This is a genomic window from Pseudarthrobacter oxydans, assembly GCF_030812335.1.
In the GTDB taxonomy this organism is placed as follows: Bacteria; Actinomycetota; Actinomycetes; order Actinomycetales; family Micrococcaceae; genus Arthrobacter; species Arthrobacter oxydans_B.
This window is the reverse complement of record NZ_JAUSSN010000002.1, coordinates 284,049-302,152: the sequence shown is the minus strand read 5'-3', so window position 1 is coordinate 302,152 and position 18,104 is coordinate 284,049. Positions and strand designations below refer to the sequence as shown.

17 protein-coding genes are annotated in these 18,104 nt (G+C 68.1%); 8 read left to right on the top strand and 9 right to left on the bottom strand.

Annotated features, from left to right (window positions below; all coding sequences use genetic code 11):
- The first annotated feature begins 198 nt into the window (after positions 1-198).
- Positions 199-576, top strand: coding sequence for a nitrite reductase small subunit NirD (nirD, locus tag J2W14_RS04510; protein WP_307458975.1), 378 nt, complete (start codon positions 199-201; stop codon positions 574-576).
- A gap of 16 nt (positions 577-592) precedes the next feature.
- On the opposite strand, the gene J2W14_RS04505 is transcribed toward nirD, so the two are convergent.
- Complete coding sequence (locus tag J2W14_RS04505) at positions 593-2,350, bottom strand: phospho-sugar mutase (RefSeq protein WP_307458973.1); 1,758 nt, start codon at positions 2,348-2,350, stop codon at positions 593-595.
- 129 nt (positions 2,351-2,479) lie between these two features.
- Here J2W14_RS04505 and J2W14_RS04500 point away from each other — a divergent pair, with 129 nt between their 5' ends.
- Positions 2,480-2,962 (top strand): RrF2 family transcriptional regulator, encoded by a 483-nt coding sequence (locus tag J2W14_RS04500; RefSeq protein WP_307458971.1) that lies wholly within the window; start codon positions 2,480-2,482, stop codon positions 2,960-2,962.
- Positions 2,963-2,966: 4 nt separating this feature from the next.
- Here J2W14_RS04500 and J2W14_RS04495 read toward each other — a convergent pair whose 3' ends face one another.
- Entirely contained in the window at positions 2,967-3,785 is an 819-nt protein-coding gene (locus J2W14_RS04495; protein ID WP_307458968.1) for a purine-nucleoside phosphorylase, read from the bottom strand.
- Positions 3,786-3,963: 178 nt separating this feature from the next.
- Between J2W14_RS04495 and J2W14_RS04490 the strand changes: the two genes are divergently transcribed.
- Both J2W14_RS04490 and J2W14_RS04485 read left to right on the top strand, forming a co-directional pair.
- Positions 3,964-5,379 (top strand): NAD(P)H-quinone dehydrogenase, encoded by a 1,416-nt coding sequence (locus J2W14_RS04490; protein ID WP_307458964.1) that lies wholly within the window; start codon positions 3,964-3,966, stop codon positions 5,377-5,379.
- Positions 5,380-5,410: 31 nt separating this feature from the next.
- Entirely contained in the window at positions 5,411-6,136 is a 726-nt protein-coding gene (locus tag J2W14_RS04485) for a hypothetical protein (RefSeq protein WP_307458961.1), read from the top strand.
- A 71-nt stretch (positions 6,137-6,207) separates the two neighbouring features.
- On the opposite strand, the gene J2W14_RS04480 is transcribed toward J2W14_RS04485, so the two are convergent.
- The gene (locus J2W14_RS04480; RefSeq protein WP_307458958.1) at positions 6,208-7,665 is read right to left on the bottom strand and encodes a benzaldehyde dehydrogenase; all 1,458 of its coding nucleotides are present in this window, start codon (positions 7,663-7,665) and stop codon (positions 6,208-6,210) included.
- Positions 7,666-7,836: 171 nt separating this feature from the next.
- Between J2W14_RS04480 and J2W14_RS04475 the strand changes: the two genes are divergently transcribed.
- Positions 7,837-8,376: a flavodoxin domain-containing protein gene (locus tag J2W14_RS04475; RefSeq protein WP_307458954.1), complete on the top strand. Its 540-nt coding sequence runs from the start codon at positions 7,837-7,839 to the stop codon at positions 8,374-8,376.
- A 32-nt stretch (positions 8,377-8,408) separates the two neighbouring features.
- On the opposite strand, the gene J2W14_RS04470 is transcribed toward J2W14_RS04475, so the two are convergent.
- The 3 genes from J2W14_RS04470 to J2W14_RS04460 form a co-directional block, all read right to left on the bottom strand.
- Positions 8,409-9,101: a hypothetical protein gene (locus J2W14_RS04470; RefSeq protein WP_307458951.1), complete on the bottom strand. Its 693-nt coding sequence runs from the start codon at positions 9,099-9,101 to the stop codon at positions 8,409-8,411.
- 66 nt (positions 9,102-9,167) lie between these two features.
- Positions 9,168-9,806, bottom strand: a complete 639-nt coding sequence (locus J2W14_RS04465; RefSeq protein WP_307458948.1) for a hypothetical protein — start codon at positions 9,804-9,806, stop codon at positions 9,168-9,170.
- 201 nt (positions 9,807-10,007) lie between these two features.
- Positions 10,008-10,739, bottom strand: coding sequence for a hypothetical protein (locus J2W14_RS04460; RefSeq protein ID WP_307458945.1), 732 nt, complete (start codon positions 10,737-10,739; stop codon positions 10,008-10,010).
- Between the two features lie 248 nt (positions 10,740-10,987).
- Here J2W14_RS04460 and J2W14_RS04455 point away from each other — a divergent pair, with 248 nt between their 5' ends.
- From J2W14_RS04455 to J2W14_RS04445, 3 genes are all read left to right on the top strand, one after another.
- Positions 10,988-11,494: a hypothetical protein gene (locus tag J2W14_RS04455; RefSeq protein WP_307458943.1), complete on the top strand. Its 507-nt coding sequence runs from the start codon at positions 10,988-10,990 to the stop codon at positions 11,492-11,494.
- Positions 11,495-12,017: 523 nt separating this feature from the next.
- Positions 12,018-12,263 carry a hypothetical protein gene (locus J2W14_RS04450; RefSeq protein WP_307458940.1) on the top strand — a complete coding sequence of 82 codons (246 nt, stop codon included), beginning with the start codon at positions 12,018-12,020 and terminating at the stop codon, positions 12,261-12,263.
- A 49-nt stretch (positions 12,264-12,312) separates the two neighbouring features.
- A complete protein-coding gene (locus J2W14_RS04445; protein ID WP_307458938.1) occupies positions 12,313-12,669 on the top strand; it encodes a hypothetical protein in 357 nt (118 codons plus the stop codon).
- 51 nt (positions 12,670-12,720) lie between these two features.
- On the opposite strand, the gene J2W14_RS04440 is transcribed toward J2W14_RS04445, so the two are convergent.
- Genes J2W14_RS04440 through J2W14_RS04430 form a run of 3 tightly spaced genes read right to left on the bottom strand, consistent with a single transcriptional unit; the run spans position 12,721 to position 17,907 of the window.
- Positions 12,721-14,277: an FAD-dependent oxidoreductase gene (locus J2W14_RS04440; RefSeq protein WP_307458935.1), complete on the bottom strand. Its 1,557-nt coding sequence runs from the start codon at positions 14,275-14,277 to the stop codon at positions 12,721-12,723.
- Positions 14,274-16,481, bottom strand: a complete 2,208-nt coding sequence (locus J2W14_RS04435; RefSeq protein ID WP_307458932.1) for a molybdopterin oxidoreductase family protein — start codon at positions 16,479-16,481, stop codon at positions 14,274-14,276. The genes J2W14_RS04440 and J2W14_RS04435 overlap by 4 nt, the downstream gene beginning before the upstream one ends.
- Before the next feature lies 1 nt (position 16,482).
- Positions 16,483-17,907: an MFS transporter gene (locus J2W14_RS04430; protein ID WP_307458928.1), complete on the bottom strand. Its 1,425-nt coding sequence runs from the start codon at positions 17,905-17,907 to the stop codon at positions 16,483-16,485.
- Positions 17,908-18,104 lie beyond the last annotated feature (197 nt).

Genomic DNA, 18,104 nt, shown 5'->3' with positions numbered 1-18,104 from the left:
CAACCGCAGTTTCGCTTCAGTTTCCCTTATGTTTCGTGATCTTAACTTCTGCATCACGGACACGTTTCCGGCAGGGTGAGGTCTCTTTTACCCGCCGGACACATTCACTGCATTCAGCCGAAACACCCGGGACCTAGCTTGGGTATGTGGCCGCAGGAGCGGCTGAGCCCGCGAGAGATGTATCAGAGAGGGGCCGAAATGACTGCCGTACTTGAGAGCGCAGCACAAAGCTTTGTCCAACACCCCAGCTACGGGACCGGCTGGCACCGGGTGTGCGCTGTGGAGGACCTGGAGCCGGCCTGGGGCGAGGCCGCGCTGATCGCGGGGCGCCAGGTGGCGTTGTTCCGCACCATGTCCGGTGAGGTTTACGCCGTCGGCCAGGAGGATCCGGCCACCGGCGCATACGTGATGGCCCGTGGCATCACCGGCTCCCGCGGCGCCCGTCCGACGGTCGCCTCGCCGCTGCACAAAGAAGTGTACGACCTCCGCACGGGGGAGTGCCTGGGCACGCCGGAACTGCGGCTCCCGACCTTCGGTACCCGGATTGTGGGCGGGTACATTGAAGTCGAGCTATAGCGGCTGACCCCGGGCGTTACAGCCCCAGCGCCTCGCGGACGTCCGCCAGGACGGCGTCGAGCGCCACGCGTGCCTCGTGCCGTGCCTCCGGCAGTTCGGCGGCCGAGTCGACGTTGCGGATGACCTCCAGGTAGCACTTGAGCTTGGGCTCGGTCCCGCTGGGGCGGATGATGATGCGGCTGAGATCCTTGGTCAGGTACAGCAGGCCGTCGGTGGGCGGCAGCTGGGCGCTGCCCTCGGCCAGGTCCGTGACGGTTTCGACGGCGGAGCCGCCAAAGGACGCCGGCGGGCTGACGCGCAGCCGGTTCATCATGGCGTCCAGCAGGCCCAGGTCCGCGACCCGGATGCTGAGCTGGTCGCTCGCGTGCAGCCCGTGCACCAGGTACAGCTCATCGAGCGTATCGAAGATGGACTTGCCGTCGGCCTTCGCCGCCGCGGCGAATTCCGCGATCAGCACGGCCGCGGATATCCCGTCCTTGTCCCGGACCAGGGAGGGCGCGACGCAGTAACCCAGCGCCTCCTCGTAGCCGTACAGCAGCCCGGGGACACGGGCAATCCACTTGAAGCCGGTGAGGGTTTCCTCATGCTCGTAGCCCGCCGCGCCGGCAATCCGCGCGAGCAGCCGCGAGGACACAATCGAATTCGCGAACACCCCCGCCGGGGTTTCCCCGCCGCCGCCGCTGCCCCTGCCTGCGGCCAGTCGCGCCACGATGTGCGCGCCGAGCAGGGCGCCGACCTCGTCGCCGCGCAGCATCCGCCAGGCGCCGGTGTCCGGATCCTTCGCGGCCACCGCGGCGCGGTCCGCGTCGGGGTCGTTGGCGATCACGAGGTCCGCGTCCACCCGGGCCGCGGTCTCGAGGGCCAGGTCCAGGGCGCCGGGCTCTTCGGGGTTGGGGAAGTTCACGGTGGGGAAGTCGGGGTCCGGTTTGGCCTGCTCGCTGACCAGGGTGACGTCGGTGAAACCGGCCGCGTGCAGCACCGCCACGGCGGTTGCGCCGCCCACGCCGTGCATCGGGGTCAGGACGATCTTGAGCTCGCGGGCCGGGAAGTGCTCCGGCCTGGCCAGGGCGGCGACGGCGGCCTCATAGTCGGCGGCGACGGACGGATCCAGCACGGTCCAGCCCTCCGTGGCCAGGGCGACGCCGGAGAGCTCGCCGACGGCGTCGATTTCCGCCGCGATCAGGGCATCGTAGGGCGCCACGATCTGCGCGCCGCGTCCGCTCTCATCGACGGCGTGGCGGCCCAGGTACACCTTGTAGCCGTTGTCCTGCGGCGGGTTGTGGCTGGCGGTGACCATCACGCCGCCGTCGCACGCCAGGGCCCGCACCGCATAGGCGAGCAGCGGGGTGGGCAGCGGGGCCGGCATCAGGAAGGTCTCGACGCCGGCGGCGGTGAGGACCGCCGCGGTTTCTTCCGCGAAGATGTCCGAGTTGTGCCGGGCGTCGTAGCCGATGACGGCGCGCGGCCGGGTGCCGGGGGCGGCCTGGGCGACGGCGCCGGTCAGGAAGGCGGTGAATCCCGCGGCGGCGCGGCGCACCACCACGCGGTTCATCCGGTTCGGGCCGGGGCCCAGGGCTGCCCGCAGGCCTGCGGTGCCGAACTGCAGGGTGCCGCTGAAACTGTCGGAGAGCTCCTGGCGCGCCGCCGCGGCGCCGTCGTCGGCGAGCCGGACCAGTTTGGTCAGGGCGGCGGCGGTGGCGGGATCCGGGTCCTGGGCGGCCCAGGTCCGGGCGTCGCCCAACAGGCGGGTGAGTTCGGCATCAGAGGACGTCATAGGAACCAAACTAGCGTCATTCGCCGCGGATGCCTCCCCGACAAGCGAGAGTGCGCCACACAGATCAATCACCGCCGTCCTGGTCCCAGCCCTTGACAGCCAATTTTCCGGACACGTAGCGTCTGGAATATGAAGATGGGCCGCGGCGTGGAATGGGCCATACACAGTTGCGTCAACATGGCGTGGACACCGGCCGGCGAGGCGGTCAACAGCGCCCGGCTGGCGGAGTATTACAAGCTCCCCGGCGCCTATCTGAACAAACAACTCCAGGCGCTGGTCCGCGCCGGGATCCTCGGCTCCGTCTCCGGCCCGCGCGGCGGTTTCCACCTGGCGCGCAGGCCCGAGAACGTTACCGTCCTGGACATCGTCCTGGCCCTGGAGGGCCCCGATCCGGTGTTCCGCTGCGAAGGCATCCTGGCCAACGTCCCGGACGCCGACTCGGAGCACAACTACATCCGGACCTGCCTGATCTCCCAGACCATGCGCCAGGCCGAACTCGCCTGGCGGCAGGCGCTGGCGCGGCAGACGATCGCCGGGATCGCGGACTCGATGGAACGGCGCTTCCCGCAGGACAAGGCAAAAGCGCTCCGCTACCTGGCCCCGGGGGGCTAGGGCCTCAGAGCTTCGCGATGATCTCCGCCAGCAGTTTGGAGATGCGCGGGCCCGCAGCGTGGCCGGCTTCGAGGACTTCCTCGTGGCTCAGCGGGACGGGGCTAATGCCGGCGGCGAGGTTGGTCACGAGCGAAATGCCGAAGACCTCCATGCCCGCATGGCGGCCGGCGATGGCCTCCAGCGCGGTGGACATGCCCACCAGGTTCGCGCCGATCCGCTTGGCGTACTGCACCTCGGCCGGGGTCTCGTAGTGCGGGCCGGTGAACTGCGCGTAGATGCCTTCGTCCAGGCTGGGATCGATCTCGCGGGCCAGTCCGCGGATCCGTGCGGAGTACAGGTCGGTGAGGTCCACGAAGGTGGCGCCTTCCAGCGGGGACGTCGCGGTGAGGTTGATGTGGTCGCTGATCAGCACGGGGGTCCCGGGCGTCCAGTCCTCGTTGAGGCCGCCGCATCCGTTGGTCAGGACGAGGGTCTTGCAGCCGGCCGCGGCCGCGGTGCGTACCCCGTGGACGACGGCGCGGACGCCTTTGCCCTCGTAGTAGTGGGTGCGGGCGCCCAGCACCAGGGCGCGCTTGCCCTCTTTGGTCAGCACGGAGCGGATGGTGCCAACGTGGCCCACCACCGAGGGGGAGGAGAAGCCGGGGACCTCGTCCGCGGAGAGGGTGGCGGTGGTCTCGCCGATCAGTTCGGCCGCGTCCCCCCAGCCCGAGCCGAGCACCAGGGCGACGTCGTGCGCGTCGATCCCCGTCTCCTCGGCGATGTAGTCGGCGGCCGCGCGGGCGGCGTCGAAGGGGTCCGTGTTCAGGAATTCTGTTGTACTCACCGGTACAAGTTATCCTGCCGGCGGCGTGCTGCCCAGCAACCGGTCCTGCACCCGGTCTGCAGCCGGTCTGCAGCTGGTCCCGCATTCTGGTTCTGCATTCTGGTTCTGCATTCTGCGGGGTGTGATGCAGGTCCGGATTCTTGGTGGTGCCGGTCCGGATGGTGGACAATGGCTGATTGTGACTACGCATCCCGATTTCAGCTCACCCCGCATCGCAATCCTGGGCGGAGGGCCCGGCGGCTACGAAGCTGCCATGGTCGCCGCCTCCCTGGGCGCGAAGGTCACCATCATCGAACGGGCGGGGCTCGGCGGCTCCGCGGTGCTGACCGACGTCGTGCCGTCCAAGACCCTGATCGCGACGGCGGACCTGATGACCCGCGTCGGCGAGGCCGGCGAGCTCGGCGTCAAGTTCGACCTCGACGGCGGCGACTGCACCCCGACGATGCGCGCGGACCTCAAGCACATCAACGACCGCCTGCTGCGGCTGGCCCGGCAGCAGTCCACGGACATCCAGAAGGGCCTCGAGAACCAGGAAGTCCGGATCATGCTCGGCTCCGGCAAAATGCTGGACAGCCACACCATTGAGGTCCTCACCGCCGACGGCACGGAAATCATCGAGGCGGACGCGATCCTGCTGGCCGTCGGCGCCCACCCGCGCGAGCTGCCCACCGCCCGCCCCGACGGCGTCCGGATCCTCAACTGGGCGCAGATCTACAACATGGACGAACTCCCCGAGGACCTGATCGTGGTCGGCTCCGGTGTGACCGGCGCCGAGTTCGCCTCCGCCTACAACGGTCTCGGATCCAAGGTCACCCTGATTTCCAGCCGCGACCGCGTGCTGCCCGGCTCGGACGCCGACGCCGCCGAGGTCCTCGAGGGAGTCTTCGAACGCCGCGGCGTCAAGGTGCTGTCCCGCGCCCGCGCCGAGACCGTGGAACGCACCGAGGACGGCGTCATCGTCACCCTCGGCGACGGCTCCAAGGTCACCGGCAGCCACTGCCTGGTCGCCGTCGGCTCCATCCCCAACACCGCCGGGATCGGCCTCGAGGAGGCCGGCGTGGCGCTCACCGAGAGCGGCCACATCAAGGTCGACGGCGTCTCCCGCACCACCGCGCCGAACATCTACGCCGCGGGCGACTGCACCGGCGTGCTGGCGCTCGCGTCCGTGGCCGCCATGCAGGGCCGGATCGCGATCGCGCACTTCCTGGGCGACAGCGTGACCCCGCTCAAGTTGCACCAGGTCGCGTCCAACATCTTCACCTCGCCCGAGATTGCGAACGTGGGCGTCTCCGAGGCCGAGATCGAATCCGGCAAGTACCAGGCCGACGTCGTGAAGCTCTCGCTGCGCAGCAACGCCCGGGCCAAGATGCGCAACCACAAGGACGGCTTCATCAAGATCTTCGCCCGGAAGGGCTCGGGCACCGTGATCGGCGGTGTGGTGGTGGGTCCGAACGCGTCCGAGCTGATTTTCGCGATCTCCCTCGCGGTCACCCAGAAGCTGCACGTCGACGACGTCGCAAGCACCTTCACCGTGTACCCCTCGCTGAGCGGGTCCATCTCCGAAGCGGCCCGGCGCCTGCACGTCCATATGTAGCAAAATCTGCAGCACAACGGAGGCCGGAGCCATGCAGAGTCCCCGCACGCTGGTTGAGTCGGTGGAACGCAACCCCGTGCTGCCCGCCGGCCCGGAAGAGCGCTTTGCCGGCTACGGCGTGATGGGCGTTCCGTTCAGCTCCGGCTACATCCTGGCCCTGCGGCATTTTCCCGCCTCCTCCGTCGGCGCCGGTTACAACTCGGTCTGGATCCGCGATCCTGCCGGCGTCTGGACGATGCACAGCACCGCCGCCCCCGGGTCCTCCTGTCCGCGCTACTTCGGCAGCGCCCTCGGATCGGCGTCGACGGGCGGGATCTCCATCCGGTGGCGTGACGACTACTCCTTCAGCGTGGAGGCCGGCGACGGGGTGGACCTGAGCTGGGACGTGACGCTGGCCGCAACCCCGATCACCCGGCTCATGTCGGCGGTGGCCGGGTCGGTCCCGGAGAGGCTGTGGCGCAACCGGACCTTCCTGCGCGCCATGGGCGCTGTCGCCGGCCCGGTGCTGGGGGCCGGGCACATCGGGCTGACGGGCAGGGTGCCCAACGGCCAGACCTTTGGTGCGCGCCCCCGGCAGCTGTGGTTCGTCCGCGAGAGCACAGCGCACCTGCAGGGGCACAACCTGGGACGGGCGTCGGCACTGCCCGTCCAGGACAGGCTCGGGGACTTCTGGATCCCGCAGCGCGGCATCTTTATGATCGGCTCGTCAGTGTTCGAGCCTTTCGACCCCGCCACCCATCTCGCCGCAGGACACTGAACCAGCAGCGGGGCGGACCCGTCGGCAGCTGCCGCCGGGTCCTCCCTTTCTGTTGCCGGTGAGGCCGGGACTTAGAACGGGTACGGGGCGATGTCCGGCCGGACCGTGAGCCACTGGATTTCTGTGAAGGACTCCATGTTGGCGTGGTGTCCGCCGATCCGGGAGCCGTTGCCCGAGCTCTTCATCCCGCCGAACGGGGAGTTCGCCTCGTCGGAGACCGTCTGCTCGTTGATGTGCACCTTGCCGGAGTCCAGCTGGTCCGCGATGGTCATCGCCAGGCCCACATCGCCCAGGATGCCGATCGAGAGCCCGTATTCGTTGCCGTTGGCCAGGGCCACGGCTTCCTCCACGGTGGAGAACTTCATCACCGGGGCCACGGGGCCGAAGATCTCGTCCTTCCACGCCGGGCTGGCGACGTCGAGGTCGGCGAGGACGGTCGGCCGGTAGAACCTGCCGTCGTGCGTGCCGCCGGCGGCCAGCCGGGCCCCGCCCTGCACCGCGTCCTGGACGATCGTGTCGATCCGGTGCAGCTGTTTGTCATCGATGATCGGGCCCAGGGCCACGGTCCCGCTCGTCGGGTCCCCGACGGGAAGATGGCCGGCCTTCTCCGCGAGGGCGCTGACATAGTCGTCGTAGATGTCCTCGTGGACGATGTGGCGCCCGGCGGCCATGCAGATCTGGCCCTGGTGCATAAACGAGCCGAACGCCGCGGCGGAGGCGGCCTTGGGCAGGTCCGCCCCCGGCAGCACAATCAGCGCATTGTTGCCGCCGAGTTCCAAGTGCGCGCGCTTGAGTAGCCGCCCGGCCGTCTCGCCGATCTTCCGCCCGGCCGCCGTCGAGCCGGTGAAGGCGATGACGCCGACCTCGGGGGCCTCAACGACGGCGGCGCCGATGTCGGCCCCGCCCGGCAGCAGTGCCAGGAGCCCGGGCGGCAGCCCGGCCTCCTCGAAGATCCGCATCAGCGTGACGCCGCCGCAGACTGCCGTGCGTGGGTCGGGCTTGAGCAGCACGGCGTTGCCGAGGGCCAGCGCGGGGGCGACCGCGCGGATGGAGAGGATCAGCGGGAAGTTGAACGGCGCAATTACGGAAACGACGCCGACCGGACGCCGGCGCGCGAAGGACCAGCGGTTTTCGTTCGAGGTCAGCACGTCACCGGCGGGGAGGGAGGGCAGCGCCGAGGCGTCGTAGCATTCGTTGGCCGCAATGTGCGTTTCCAGGCCGGCCTTGGGCGGAATGCCGCCGGACTCGCGCACGATCCAGTCCTGGATCTCGGCGGCGTGTTCCTCCCAGAGCATGCCCGCGCGGCGCAGCACGGCGGCGCGGTCCTCGGGGTTTAGTTTCGCCCAGTCCTTCTGGGCGGCCGCCGCCGTGGTGGCTGCTTCACGGACATCGCCCACGGAGGCGAGGCCATAACTGCCGAGCGTCGCGCCGGTGGCGGGCTCGACGGCGTCGGCTGTCCCGCCGCCTCCCGGGCGCCAGCCGTTGAGGTAGATCTTGCCCTCCCAGAGGGAGGCGTCGAGCAGGGACATGTCCTGTCCTTTCGTGGGGGATCCGTTGTACCGCACCGGCCGGCCGTGGACCGGACCGGTGCCTTCGTACATCACATGCCGCGGGGCTGCCGCCGTCAAGGGTGGAGTGCGCTTTCGAGACGGTGACGTTCGGCCCTACTTCTTCACCGCCGTGCGCGGGCACAGTGGAGTATGGCCAACATCTATGTCCCTTACGGGAGCGTTGAAGGACAGACAGCCCAGATCGCCGAGTACATTGCGGAGCTGATCCGGGCCCACGGGCACCAGGCGGAGGCGGCGGACCTCAAGCACGCCGGGGACACCCTCCCGGGCGGCTACGACGCCGTCATCGTGGCGGCGTCGGTGCATATGGGCAAGCACGAGGGGTTCGTGACCGACTTTGTGAAGAAGAACCGCGGTGAGCTCGACCGCCTGCCCTCAGCCCTGGTTTCGGTCAGCCTTGCCGCCCACGGGGACGAGGAGAGCGCGGAGGGCTACGTGGAGAAGTTCGAGGAGGAAACGGGGTGGCGGCCCGCTCATGTCGGGTTGTTCGCCGGCGCCCTGCTCTACACCCACTACAACTTCTTCAAACGCCAGCTCATGAAGAAAATCACCAAGGACAAGGGGTCCCCGGACCTGGACACCACCCGCGATTACGTCTACACCGAATGGGACGGCGTGCAGCGGTTCACCGAGGACTTCCTCGCCGGTCTGGCTGCCCCGCCGCGTTAGCAGCGGGCAGGTCTTTGGATCGGACCCAGGGCTCAGGAGCAGGCGTAGGGCGGGATCCTGTCCCAGGCGTTGTAGGGCCGGAACCAGTGCTCGAAGCCCAGCCGGTCGGCGTCGTCCTCGAGCACGTCCAGGCTGTCCGAGAACAGCGCTTCGCTGTCGGCGTCCTCCAGCAGGACTTCCTCCACCTGCGCCCGCCAGTCCTCCGGGAGGTCGAGTTCGTAGATGTCCTCGGTGATTTCCGCCTGATCGAGCAGGCAGCGGACGGCGAGTTCGGCGGCGAGGCAACCGGGAGCGGTCCAGCCGCGGACCAGGGAAGCCGTGACGTCGGCGGCGACCACGATGAACTTCTGGGTGAACCTCGCGTCGTAGCTGGCGGCGAACTGCGGCGGCAGCGAGGACAGCACCGACGTTCCGGCGATATCGGACGGGCTGGCGGACTCCAGCGCGCTGAGGGTGCCCAGATCGCGGAAGAGCTGGTCGATGAGGATGCTCGACGAGTTCCACAGCAGGCCGGCGAGCAGGCGGGTCTGGCGCACGGCGGTCTGACGGTCCTCGGCCGGGACGGCGGCCATTTCCGCCAGGTCCTCCGGGTCGAACAGGAGCCGTTGGTCCGGCGTCATGTCATCCGGATGCGGGTCGAGCCCGAGGAGCTCGAGGCTCAGCCCGGTCAGCTTGTCGGCGTCGGTCAGGAGTTCTTCGGTGATGTCGTCGTCGTCGGCGCTCATGGCCCCGATGCTACCCGCCATCCGTTCCCCGCCCGATTCCTGTTACGCGGAGGTGCGCGGCCGTCTTCAGGCTGCGGCGGCCCGCGGATTGCCCGACGTCTGGCTGCCGCTGGCCATCCTGACGGACACGAGATATACGATCCCGCAGATCAGGGGAACCACGCTTGCAGCCGTGAGCGACGCGACCGGGCCCGACCTGCCGATGATCGTGATCAGCAGCGGCAGCACTCCAAGGGCGACGAGCAGCCAGCCCGCCAGGGCGGTCCGTTTCAGGCCGAGCACGGCGGCCGGGAATGAGAGGGCGACGACGCTGACGGCGATGACCGGCCCGTTCTCGCTGATGAATTCACGCAGGGCGGCAGGGTCGAAGGCGAGCCACACACACGCCGCGATGAAGGAGGACGCGAGCGCGAGCAGCAGGGGAGCGGTGGGGGCCGGCCAGAACCAGGCTCCGACCGCGAGGATAAGCATCGGCAGCACCCAGGCGAGCGTGATCAGCAGCCCGGTGTTGCCTCCGGGATCCTGCATGGCGTAGCCGCCGATGAAGATCCCCGCGAGGACCGTGAACACCGCCATGACCGCCGCCCCGGTGCGCTGCAGCGCCGTGGCCCGCCGCAGCGGATCCTTTTCTCGTGCGAAGACAATGCCCAGCACGACGGCGACCACTACGATCGCGCCGAGGGCCAGGATGATGGGGACGTCCATGGGGTGCCTCCTGCGGATGAACGGAACCTAGCTTCAGTACACGCCGGAAGGGGCGGGCTGGCCAAGGGGAAAAAGGCCCGCTTCGGGCCGGGGGACGCTGATTGCCCACATGTCCGGGCTCCCCGAACAACACTCATGGCACGCTGAGCAAACAGCGCAGAGGCTCTTGGACGAAATCCGGGCGTGATTTGTCCCCGAGTCCTAGACGGTGGAGTCCTGCTCGGTGGAGTCTTCTTGCTGGCGGCTGCCGCGCCCCCTTGTGTTATCGATGGCCCAAAACTCCTTGAGTGTGCGGAACATGCGAGGTAGGGCAACGAATAGGGTTGCAGCCGCCGCAGCGGCCATGAGGCAGCCGACGAAAGTCCTGAAAAACTCGTTCTCGTACGGGCGCAAGTAACTCAAAGCAAGAGCCAGTCCGTACACGGCTGTTCCCAGAAATACGGCTTGCTTCCGTAAGTTCGGTGCTCTGTAAGCAGATATGGCGACCATGAGGACGATGGCTGCAACAGCTCCGACCTCATAGGTATGAACCCTGACACCACCAGTGCCGTTAAAGAACGGGATCTCGGCTGGCACGTCCAAGCTAAAGGATGCCGTTGGCCATAGCGGAATAAGCGTAATCAGGCCGCAGGCGAACCCAATGATTGTGGCTAATAGGCCGAGTTCAACTAAGCCGTGTCCTTTGAGGGAGGTGATCCAACTCAGTGCGGGGATGTTCTTGAATCTGTCCGAATCGCTCATTGCCAAGAGTGCCAGGCTCACGACCACCAGCACCATCAACAGGGGAGTGCTGGGCGACCAGAGTGCCGATAGCCAGTTGAAAACTAGGGCGCTGAGCACGACGCCGAAAATTCTCACCGTACTGCCGCTACCGTTGGCTCGCGCTGGCGGCGGCCCCTCCGGAGAGCCGCCGACTTCTACGTTGCCTTGCATCCTTATCCGTTCCTCAGAAGCTCGAACCGGTGGCAGATGAGCCGCCGCCCTGGGTGAACCTTAGAGCCTGCGCCTGATGTTGAGGGAATCGGCTCGCTGGCTGAACGAAGGACTGAAACTAAAACAGCGCCTTACTCTCAGCGCATTGGATTCTCTTGGAATGTGCATGAGATATGTCTGGCCTTACCGCCCTGTAGGCATTCCAGGTGCCGTACCCGCCTGGGCCAGCATCCAAGGAAAATCCAAGCATGCTGGACGAGAATGCGAAGTACGGCCTGCGCATGGGCCCTGTGAAGTACGGGACAGGAGAGACAATGTCGAGGCTTGCTGAAGCGCCCAGTCACCCACAGGGGATCCTTAATGGGACGGTCAAACCGGGCGACACCTATTCTGCAAAAGTAGCTAAGTACATTCCTGGCGAGATTGTTGCTGCCTATCTGGCAGCCCAAACGGTAATTACCGCGAGTAACAACCCTGCGAATCAGAAAACATGGGCGTTCCTGGCCATGATTGTAATCCTGGCCGCGCTCAATCCGTTCTACCTCAAACGCTTGGCGAAGAAGGAAGGCGCGGCACTACAGGAAAAGAAGGCGTGGAAGCGGCAGGCTGCTGTGTCAACGACTGCCTTTTTGGTGTGGGTATACGCGCTGGTGGCGGCTCCGGTGGCGCTTAACATTTACGACGCACTTATTGCCAGTCTCCTCCTGATCGTGGGGACGTTGTTCGCCGGCCTAGTCACCCCTGAAGAAGCCTGAAAGCGTCCCTGTTCGCCGGCTACGGCGCGACCAGTCGTTCGGCGAACCTGGGGGCCGCGGACTGGGGGCGACACGGAAGAACAGGCTCGCCCCCAGCGTGACGAGCCGGTTCGGCTTGGTGAGGTCGGCGGCCACGAGCCTGCCGACCTTGGCGCCAAGAAAACGTCCGGCAGGACCAGCATCAGCCAGCGAAAGGCCCGGTTGAGCTGGCACAATGGCTGGTTCTTTGTCCCGTCAGTGCCTGGACTCTGCGGGTGCGATACGCCCGCTCAACTTAGGTCCTCAACATAATCTGATACATCCCGTCTTAACGTCCCGCTAAGTGTTGGGAGGGACTTAGTCAGCGCACTTCAGCGGTGCACTGTGTTTCAGCAAAGTCCGGGCTGCCTGAGATGTGGGCATTCTGGGTGTCTTAAGCCCAAGCCCGTGCACCCAAGGAAAACCAAAGCTCGATAGGCGACGATGCGAGGCGCGGCATGTGCACGGGCCGTGAGGGGCTAAGACGTAAGGAAGAAGGTGCAACGTGAAGAGCATCAGAATCATAGTGACTCTTCTGGCTTTGGCCTTCGGCAAGTTGCCAAGGCCGTCCGCCGCGTCGCCGTGGCGATCACAGCAGAACGTTTCCGGGGACGACAATCGCGAGCGTGGAGAAGCGAAGATGTGGGTGATCATCGCCCTGATTTCGGCGGCTTTGATCGCGGTACTTCTGGCGGTCTCCGGCCCGACACTGGCGCTCCTGTGGAGCCAGGTATTGGAGCGATTCGGATAGAGGAATAAGACCCTATCTCCGGGCAGGCCGCATATGCCATGGTGTCGCCATGTGGATCGTCGTGCTGCTCGTCATCGGGGTAGTGGTCGCTCTCTGGCAGGTCATCCTAGCCGGGCTCGTCCTGTGGGCGTTTGTGGCCTGCATCAGGTGGTGGATCGCGTTCGCGGTGGCGAGGCCGAGCCACTCCCGAAGGCCTGTCCAGACCCGTCCGGTGGCCAAGCCTGTCCAGTCCCGCCCGGTGGCCAGGCCTGTCCAGACCCGGCCTGCGTCCAGGCCCAAGAAGCCCGAGCCCGTCCGCGAGCTGCCCTCGCCGGACTACCTGCCCAGGTGGACTGCCAGCCGCCGGCTGGATACCGGCCGCGAGCATGCCCAGTGGCAGGAGACGTTCGACAACGCAGGGCAGTAGGACCGCGCCGGGCCCCAGGTCCACAACGGGGTACTTCAGGGCAGCTCAGCGTCAGGCCACGGCCCCCTGAAAGTGCTTTTCGATGAGTCCCTTGATGTCGTCATGGCAGCCGCCGCACCCCGTCCCGGCGCGGGTGGCACCCGAGACTTCGGCCACCGTCCCGCAGCCGTCGGTCACCGCAGCGGCGATTTTGGTCCCGCTAACCCCGGCGCACCGGCACACGGTGCGCTCAGGGTCGGCGGCGCCCGCAGCGGCCGCCTGGTCCGGCCCGTCGAGGCGCAGCAGCAGGGACCGGTCCGCCGGAAGCTCGGCGCCGCGTTCGAAGAGCTGCACCAGCTCGGCCCCGGTGCGGGGCATGCCTACCGCCACCAGGCCCTCGAGGACCCCGGCGCGCGTGGTCATCTTGACGTAGCGGCCGTGCTCGGGATCCGCCCACTGGGCGATCTGCAGCCTGGCCCGGCCGTTCACGGCACCGGCGGTCAGAGCTTCCTCGTCCCACGGGTCGGCGGATACATCCCCGGCCACGGCCATGTTCATGCCCCGAGCCTTGAGGACAACCACACCCGGCAGCTCCGGCGGAAGCGCCTGCAGCAACTCGGCGTCCGGAGCCCCGGACGCCAGCAGTGTCAGGTACTCGGCGAGCCATTCGGCCTGGCGCCAGCCCGGGCCCACCAGCCCCGACGGACCGCGCGCGGTCCGGCATTCAGTGCAGTCCGGCTCGGGGCAGCGGACCTCGGCGCAGTCTCCGATCGCGAAAATGTGCGGCTCGTGGTGTGCCCGGAGCTTGTGGTCCACCAGGATCCCGGCGCCGGTGGAAAGCCCGCATCCCTCAGCGAGTTCGGTCCGCGGCCGCACGCCGCACGAGAGCACCAGCAGGTCGCCGTCGATCGCGGATCCGTCATCGAGCAGCAGCGCCGAGAAGCCGCCGTCGGGCGCGTTGTGCTCAACCCCTGTGGACCGGGCGTTGCCGGCCACCCGCACGCCGCAGTTCCGCAGTGAAGCCGCGAGCACAGCGCCGCCGCCGCGGTCGATGTTGCGGCCCAGCGGATGCGGGCCGTTGTGCACGACGGTTACCGTGGCGCCTTCTTCGGCTGCGGCGAGGGCCGTCTCCAGGCCCAGGACGCCGCCGCCCAACACCACCACGCGCTTGCCGCCGGCCACCGCCGCGTGCAGCACCGAAGCATCGCGCAGGTCCCGGAGTGCGGTGACGCCAGCGGGCAGGACAGGCGCCGCCGGGTCCGGGTTGAGCCCGGTGAGGTTGGGGATCACCGGGCGGGAGCCGGTGGCGAAGACCAGCCGGTCGTAACCGGGGGAGGTGCCGTCGCTGAGGACCAGCTGCTGCCGGGCGCGGTCCACGCGGCGGACCCGGACGCCCAGCCGGACGTCGACGCCGTCGGCAATCAGCGCGGCGGCGTCGGAGAGCGCCAGGGCAGACGCCGTGGTCCGCCCGACGCCGAGATCCGCCACGAGCACGCGGTTGTACGCGGCCTCTGCCTCCTCGCCGACCACCGTCAGGTGCGCGAGTCCGCTTTGGACCGCCGGCAGCAGCTCGTCGACCAGCCGCGCGGCCACCGGCCCGAAGCCCACAACAACAATGCGCTCAGTCATGACGCACCTTCCTTCTGCAGTTCATTGGCGCGGAGATTGGCGGCGCCGGGCTTGACCCAGACCTTGCTGAACTTGAACTCCGGCATTCCGGAGATCGGATCCGTTGCCGCCTCCGTGAGGCGGTTGGCGCTCTCCAGTTCCGGAAAGTGGAACGGCAGGAACACCGTTTCGGGCCGGATATCCGTGCTCAGCTCGGCGCGGCAGGACACCTCGCCGCGCCCGTTGGAAATCGAAACGACGTCGCCCTCGGCGATGCCCTGCGCGGCGGCGGCCGCCGGATGGATCTGCAGCCGCGCTTCCGGCTGGGCCGCGGCCAGCGCGGCCACCCGCCGGGTCTGCGCGCCGGACTGGTAATGCTCCATCAGCCGCCCGGTGATCAATGTCATCGGCTTCCCGGCACGGTCCGCGGCGTCGGCAGCATCGGAAGCCGAAGCAGCACGACGGCGGGGCGTCACCGGAGTGAGCACGGCCCGCCCGTCCGCATGGGCAAAGGAGTCCAGGAACAGCCGCGGGGTGCCAGTACTGCCGGCGGGGTAGGGCCAGTAGGCGGCCTCGCCGCGGTCCAGCATGGCGTAGTCAATCCCGGAGTAGTCAGCCAGGCCGCCGGAGGACGCGAGCCGGAGTTCCTCAAAGACGGTCTCGGGGTCCTCGCTGAACATCGAGGGGGCGTCCAGGGCCTCGGCCAGCCGGGTCATGATCCACAGCTCGCTGCGCACCCCGGGCGGGGGAGCGAGGGCCCGGCGGCGGCGGAGCACCCGGCCCTCAAGGTTGGTCAGGGTGCCTTCCTCCTCGGCCCACTGCGTGACCGGAAGGATCAGGTCCGCCTCCGCGGCGGTCTCGGAGAGGAAGAAATCGCAGACCACCAGGAAGTCCAGGCTTCGCAGTCCGGCGATCACGGCGTTGGCGTCCGGCGCGGAAACGGCCACGTTGGCGCCGTGCACGAAGAGGCAGCGGACGCCGTCGGGCTGTCCCAGGGACTTCAGGAGCTGCACGGCGGGAAGGCCGGGGCCGGGAATGAGCGATTCCGGCACGCCCCAGACCTCGGCCATGTGGGCGCGGGCGGCGGGGTCGGTGATCTTGCGGTAGCCGGGGAGCTGGTCCGCCTTCTGGCCGTGTTCGCGGCCGCCCTGGCCGTTTCCCTGGCCGGTGAGGGTGCCGTAGCCGCTGCGCGCGGAGCCGGGCAGGCCCAGCAGCAGGGAGAGGTTGATGGCGGCGGTGGCGGTGTCCGTGCCGTCGACGTGCTGTTCCACGCCGCGGCCGGTGAGGATGTAGCTGCCGCCCCGGCGCGAGCCGTCGGCGAGCCGGCGGGCGGTGTCGCGGATCAGCACGGCCGGGACGCCCGTGAGGGACTGCACGCGCTCGGGCCAGTAGGCGGCGACGCTGCGGACGACGGCGTCGTACCCGGCGGTGCGGGCCGCGATGTAGCCGGCGTCGGCCAGCCCCTCGTGGATCACGACGTGGGCGAGGCCCAGCAGCAGGGCGAGGTCGGTGCCGGGCAGCGGCTGCAGGTGCAGGCCGCCGCCGTCGGAGGTGAATGCCGCGGTGGCGGAACGTCGGGGGTCCACCACGATCAGGCCGCCGGCGTCGCGGGCGCCCTGCAGGTGCTGCACAAACGGCGGCATGGTCTCGGCGACGTTGGAGCCGAGCATCAGGATGGTGCTGGCGGAATCGAGGTCCTCCAGCGGGAAGGGCAGGCCGCGGTCCAGGCCGAAGGCGCGCATACCGGCCGCGGCGGCGGAGGACATGCAGAACCGTCCGTTGTAGTCGATCCGCGAGGTGCCCAGCGCCAGCCGGGCGAACTTACCCAGCTGGTAGGCCTTCTCGTTGGTGAGCCCGCCGCCGCCGAAGACGCCGACGGCGTCCGCCCCGTGGCGGGCGCGGGTGGACTTCACCGCGGTGGTGATGCGCTCCAGCGCCTCGTCCCAGCCGATCGGGCGGTGGACGCCGTCGGCGCCCTTCAGCAGCGGTTCGGTGACACGGCCGGGGTGGTTCAGCAGCGACGCCGAGGTCCAGCCCTTGCGGCAGAGCCCGCCGCGGTTGGTGGGGAAATCCCGCCCGGCCACGTCCAGGAGGGCGGCGGCGGGCTGCTCCGGCACGGGGGCTGACCCCGGCCGTGAAGCCGGGGTCAGCGCCGCTGGGGTGGTGAGCGTCATGGCGCACTGCAGAGCGCAGTAGGGGCAGTGCGTGTCGGCGCCGTTGGTCATGTTAGACGTGTCCCATCGCGTTTCGGTTGGCGTTGCGGATGTAGCAGAACCAGCACACGGCCAGCATCAGGACATAGGCCCCGACGAAGCCGTAGAACGCGGGGGTGTAGGAGCCGCTGGCGCTGTTGGAGGCGTTGAGCACCTGCGGGATGACGAAGCCGCCGTAGGCGCCGATGGCCGAGATCAGGCCGAGGGCCGAGGAGGCGAGGCGCTGGGTGGTGACCGTGCTGGCGCCGGCCTTGGCTGCCCGGCTGGAGGTGGCGAAGATGATCGGGATCATTCGGTACGTTGCACCGTTGCCGAATCCGCTGGCGGTGAAGAGCAGCAGGAACAGGCCCAGGAAGAGCCAGAAGTTCTTCAGCGGCAGGGTCCAGACCATGGTCAGGGTGATGACGGCCATCGCGGCGAACGCTGCGACGGTCATCCGGGCGCCGCCCATGCGGTCCGCCATGCGTCCGCCGTAGGGGCGGGCCAGCGAGCCGACCAGCGGGCCCAGGAAGGCGAGGGACAGGGCCACGGTGCCGACTCCGATCGAGGAGAACGCCGGGAAGTAGTCCTTGATGAGCTTGGGGAACACACCGGCGAAGCCGATGAAGGAGCCGAAGGTGCCGATGTACAGCAGCGCCATGATCCACAGGTGCGGTTCCTTGAGCGCGGCGAGGGAGCCCGCGACGTCGCCCTTGGCGCTCGTGAGGTTGTCCATGTACTTCCAGGCGCCGAAGGCGGCGATCAGGATGAAGGGGACCCACATCCAGCCGGCCATGGGCAGGTTCACGGTGCCGGCGGCCAGCAGGGTGATGGCAATCGGGACGGCAAGCTGTGCGACGGCGGCACCGAGGTTTCCGCCGGCGGCGTTCAGGCCCAGCGCCCAGCCCTTTTCACGGGCCGGGTAGAAGAAGGTGATGTTCGCCATCGAGCTGGCGAAGTTGCCGCCGCCGAAGCCGGCGAGGGCGGCGACGAACAGCATGGTGCCGAACGGGGTCTCCGGGTTGGAGACACACATGGCCAGGCCGATCGAGGGGATCAGCAGCAGCAGGGCCGAGACGATGGTCCAGTTGCGGCCCCCGAAGCGGGGGACCATAAAGGTGTACGGGATCCGAAGGGTGGCGCCGACGAGGCTGGGCATCGAGATGAGCCAGAAGATTTCCGAGGTGGTGAAGGTGAAGCCGGCCGCGGGCAGCTGGACCACCACGATGGACCAGAGCTGCCAGACGACGAAGCCGAGGAACTCGGCGAAGATGGACCAGTTCAGATTGCGGCGGGCAATGGTGCGTCCCTGGGACTCCCACTGTTCCTTGTTCTCGGCATCCCAGTTGGCAATCCAGCGGCCGGGGCGGTATTCAAGGGCGGGACCGCCGAGGGTGGTGCCGGTGTTAAGAGTGGGGGAAATGCCGGTTGGGGCATCTGCAGTGCGTTCAGCAGTCACGGGGACCTCCTTGGGGGATGTTGTCCTTCCACGGTAGGTAATCCGCGTTTCCGGGAGCCTCGCCGTTTGTTAACGTGCTGTGACGTTTGCCTATCGGCGCGTTGGTGGCGGGGTGAGGGTCTCAGTTAGGCGTAGTGTGATGACCACCACGTGAGACAAATCCCGGCGTCCAAATAGTGGAACATTTGTCCATTGAC

Bases quoted from the DNA above. Each gene is read 5' to 3' on its own strand.
- J2W14_RS04440 (WP_307458935.1), bottom strand. From the start codon at position 14,277: ATGACTGAGCGCATTGTTGTTGTGGGCTTCGGGCCGGTGGCCGCGCGG.
- J2W14_RS04480 (WP_307458958.1), bottom strand. From the start codon at position 7,665: ATGTCCCTGCTCGACGCCTCCCTCTGGGAGGGCAAGATCTACCTCAAC.
- J2W14_RS04435 (WP_307458932.1), bottom strand. From the start codon at position 16,481: ATGACCAACGGCGCCGACACGCACTGCCCCTACTGCGCTCTGCAGTGC.
- J2W14_RS04460 (WP_307458945.1), bottom strand. From the start codon at position 10,739: ATGCAAGGCAACGTAGAAGTCGGCGGCTCTCCGGAGGGGCCGCCGCCA.
- J2W14_RS04445 (WP_307458938.1), top strand. From the start codon at position 12,313: ATGTGGATCGTCGTGCTGCTCGTCATCGGGGTAGTGGTCGCTCTCTGG.
- J2W14_RS04505 (WP_307458973.1), bottom strand. From the start codon at position 2,350: ATGACGTCCTCTGATGCCGAACTCACCCGCCTGTTGGGCGACGCCCGG.
- J2W14_RS04500 (WP_307458971.1), top strand. From the start codon at position 2,480: ATGAAGATGGGCCGCGGCGTGGAATGGGCCATACACAGTTGCGTCAAC.
- J2W14_RS04470 (WP_307458951.1), bottom strand. From the start codon at position 9,101: ATGAGCGCCGACGACGACGACATCACCGAAGAACTCCTGACCGACGCC.
- J2W14_RS04475 (WP_307458954.1), top strand. From the start codon at position 7,837: ATGGCCAACATCTATGTCCCTTACGGGAGCGTTGAAGGACAGACAGCC.
- J2W14_RS04465 (WP_307458948.1), bottom strand. From the start codon at position 9,806: ATGGACGTCCCCATCATCCTGGCCCTCGGCGCGATCGTAGTGGTCGCC.
- J2W14_RS04455 (WP_307458943.1), top strand. From the start codon at position 10,988: ATGCTGGACGAGAATGCGAAGTACGGCCTGCGCATGGGCCCTGTGAAG.
- J2W14_RS04485 (WP_307458961.1), top strand. From the start codon at position 5,411: ATGCAGAGTCCCCGCACGCTGGTTGAGTCGGTGGAACGCAACCCCGTG.
- nirD (WP_307458975.1), top strand. From the start codon at position 199: ATGACTGCCGTACTTGAGAGCGCAGCACAAAGCTTTGTCCAACACCCC.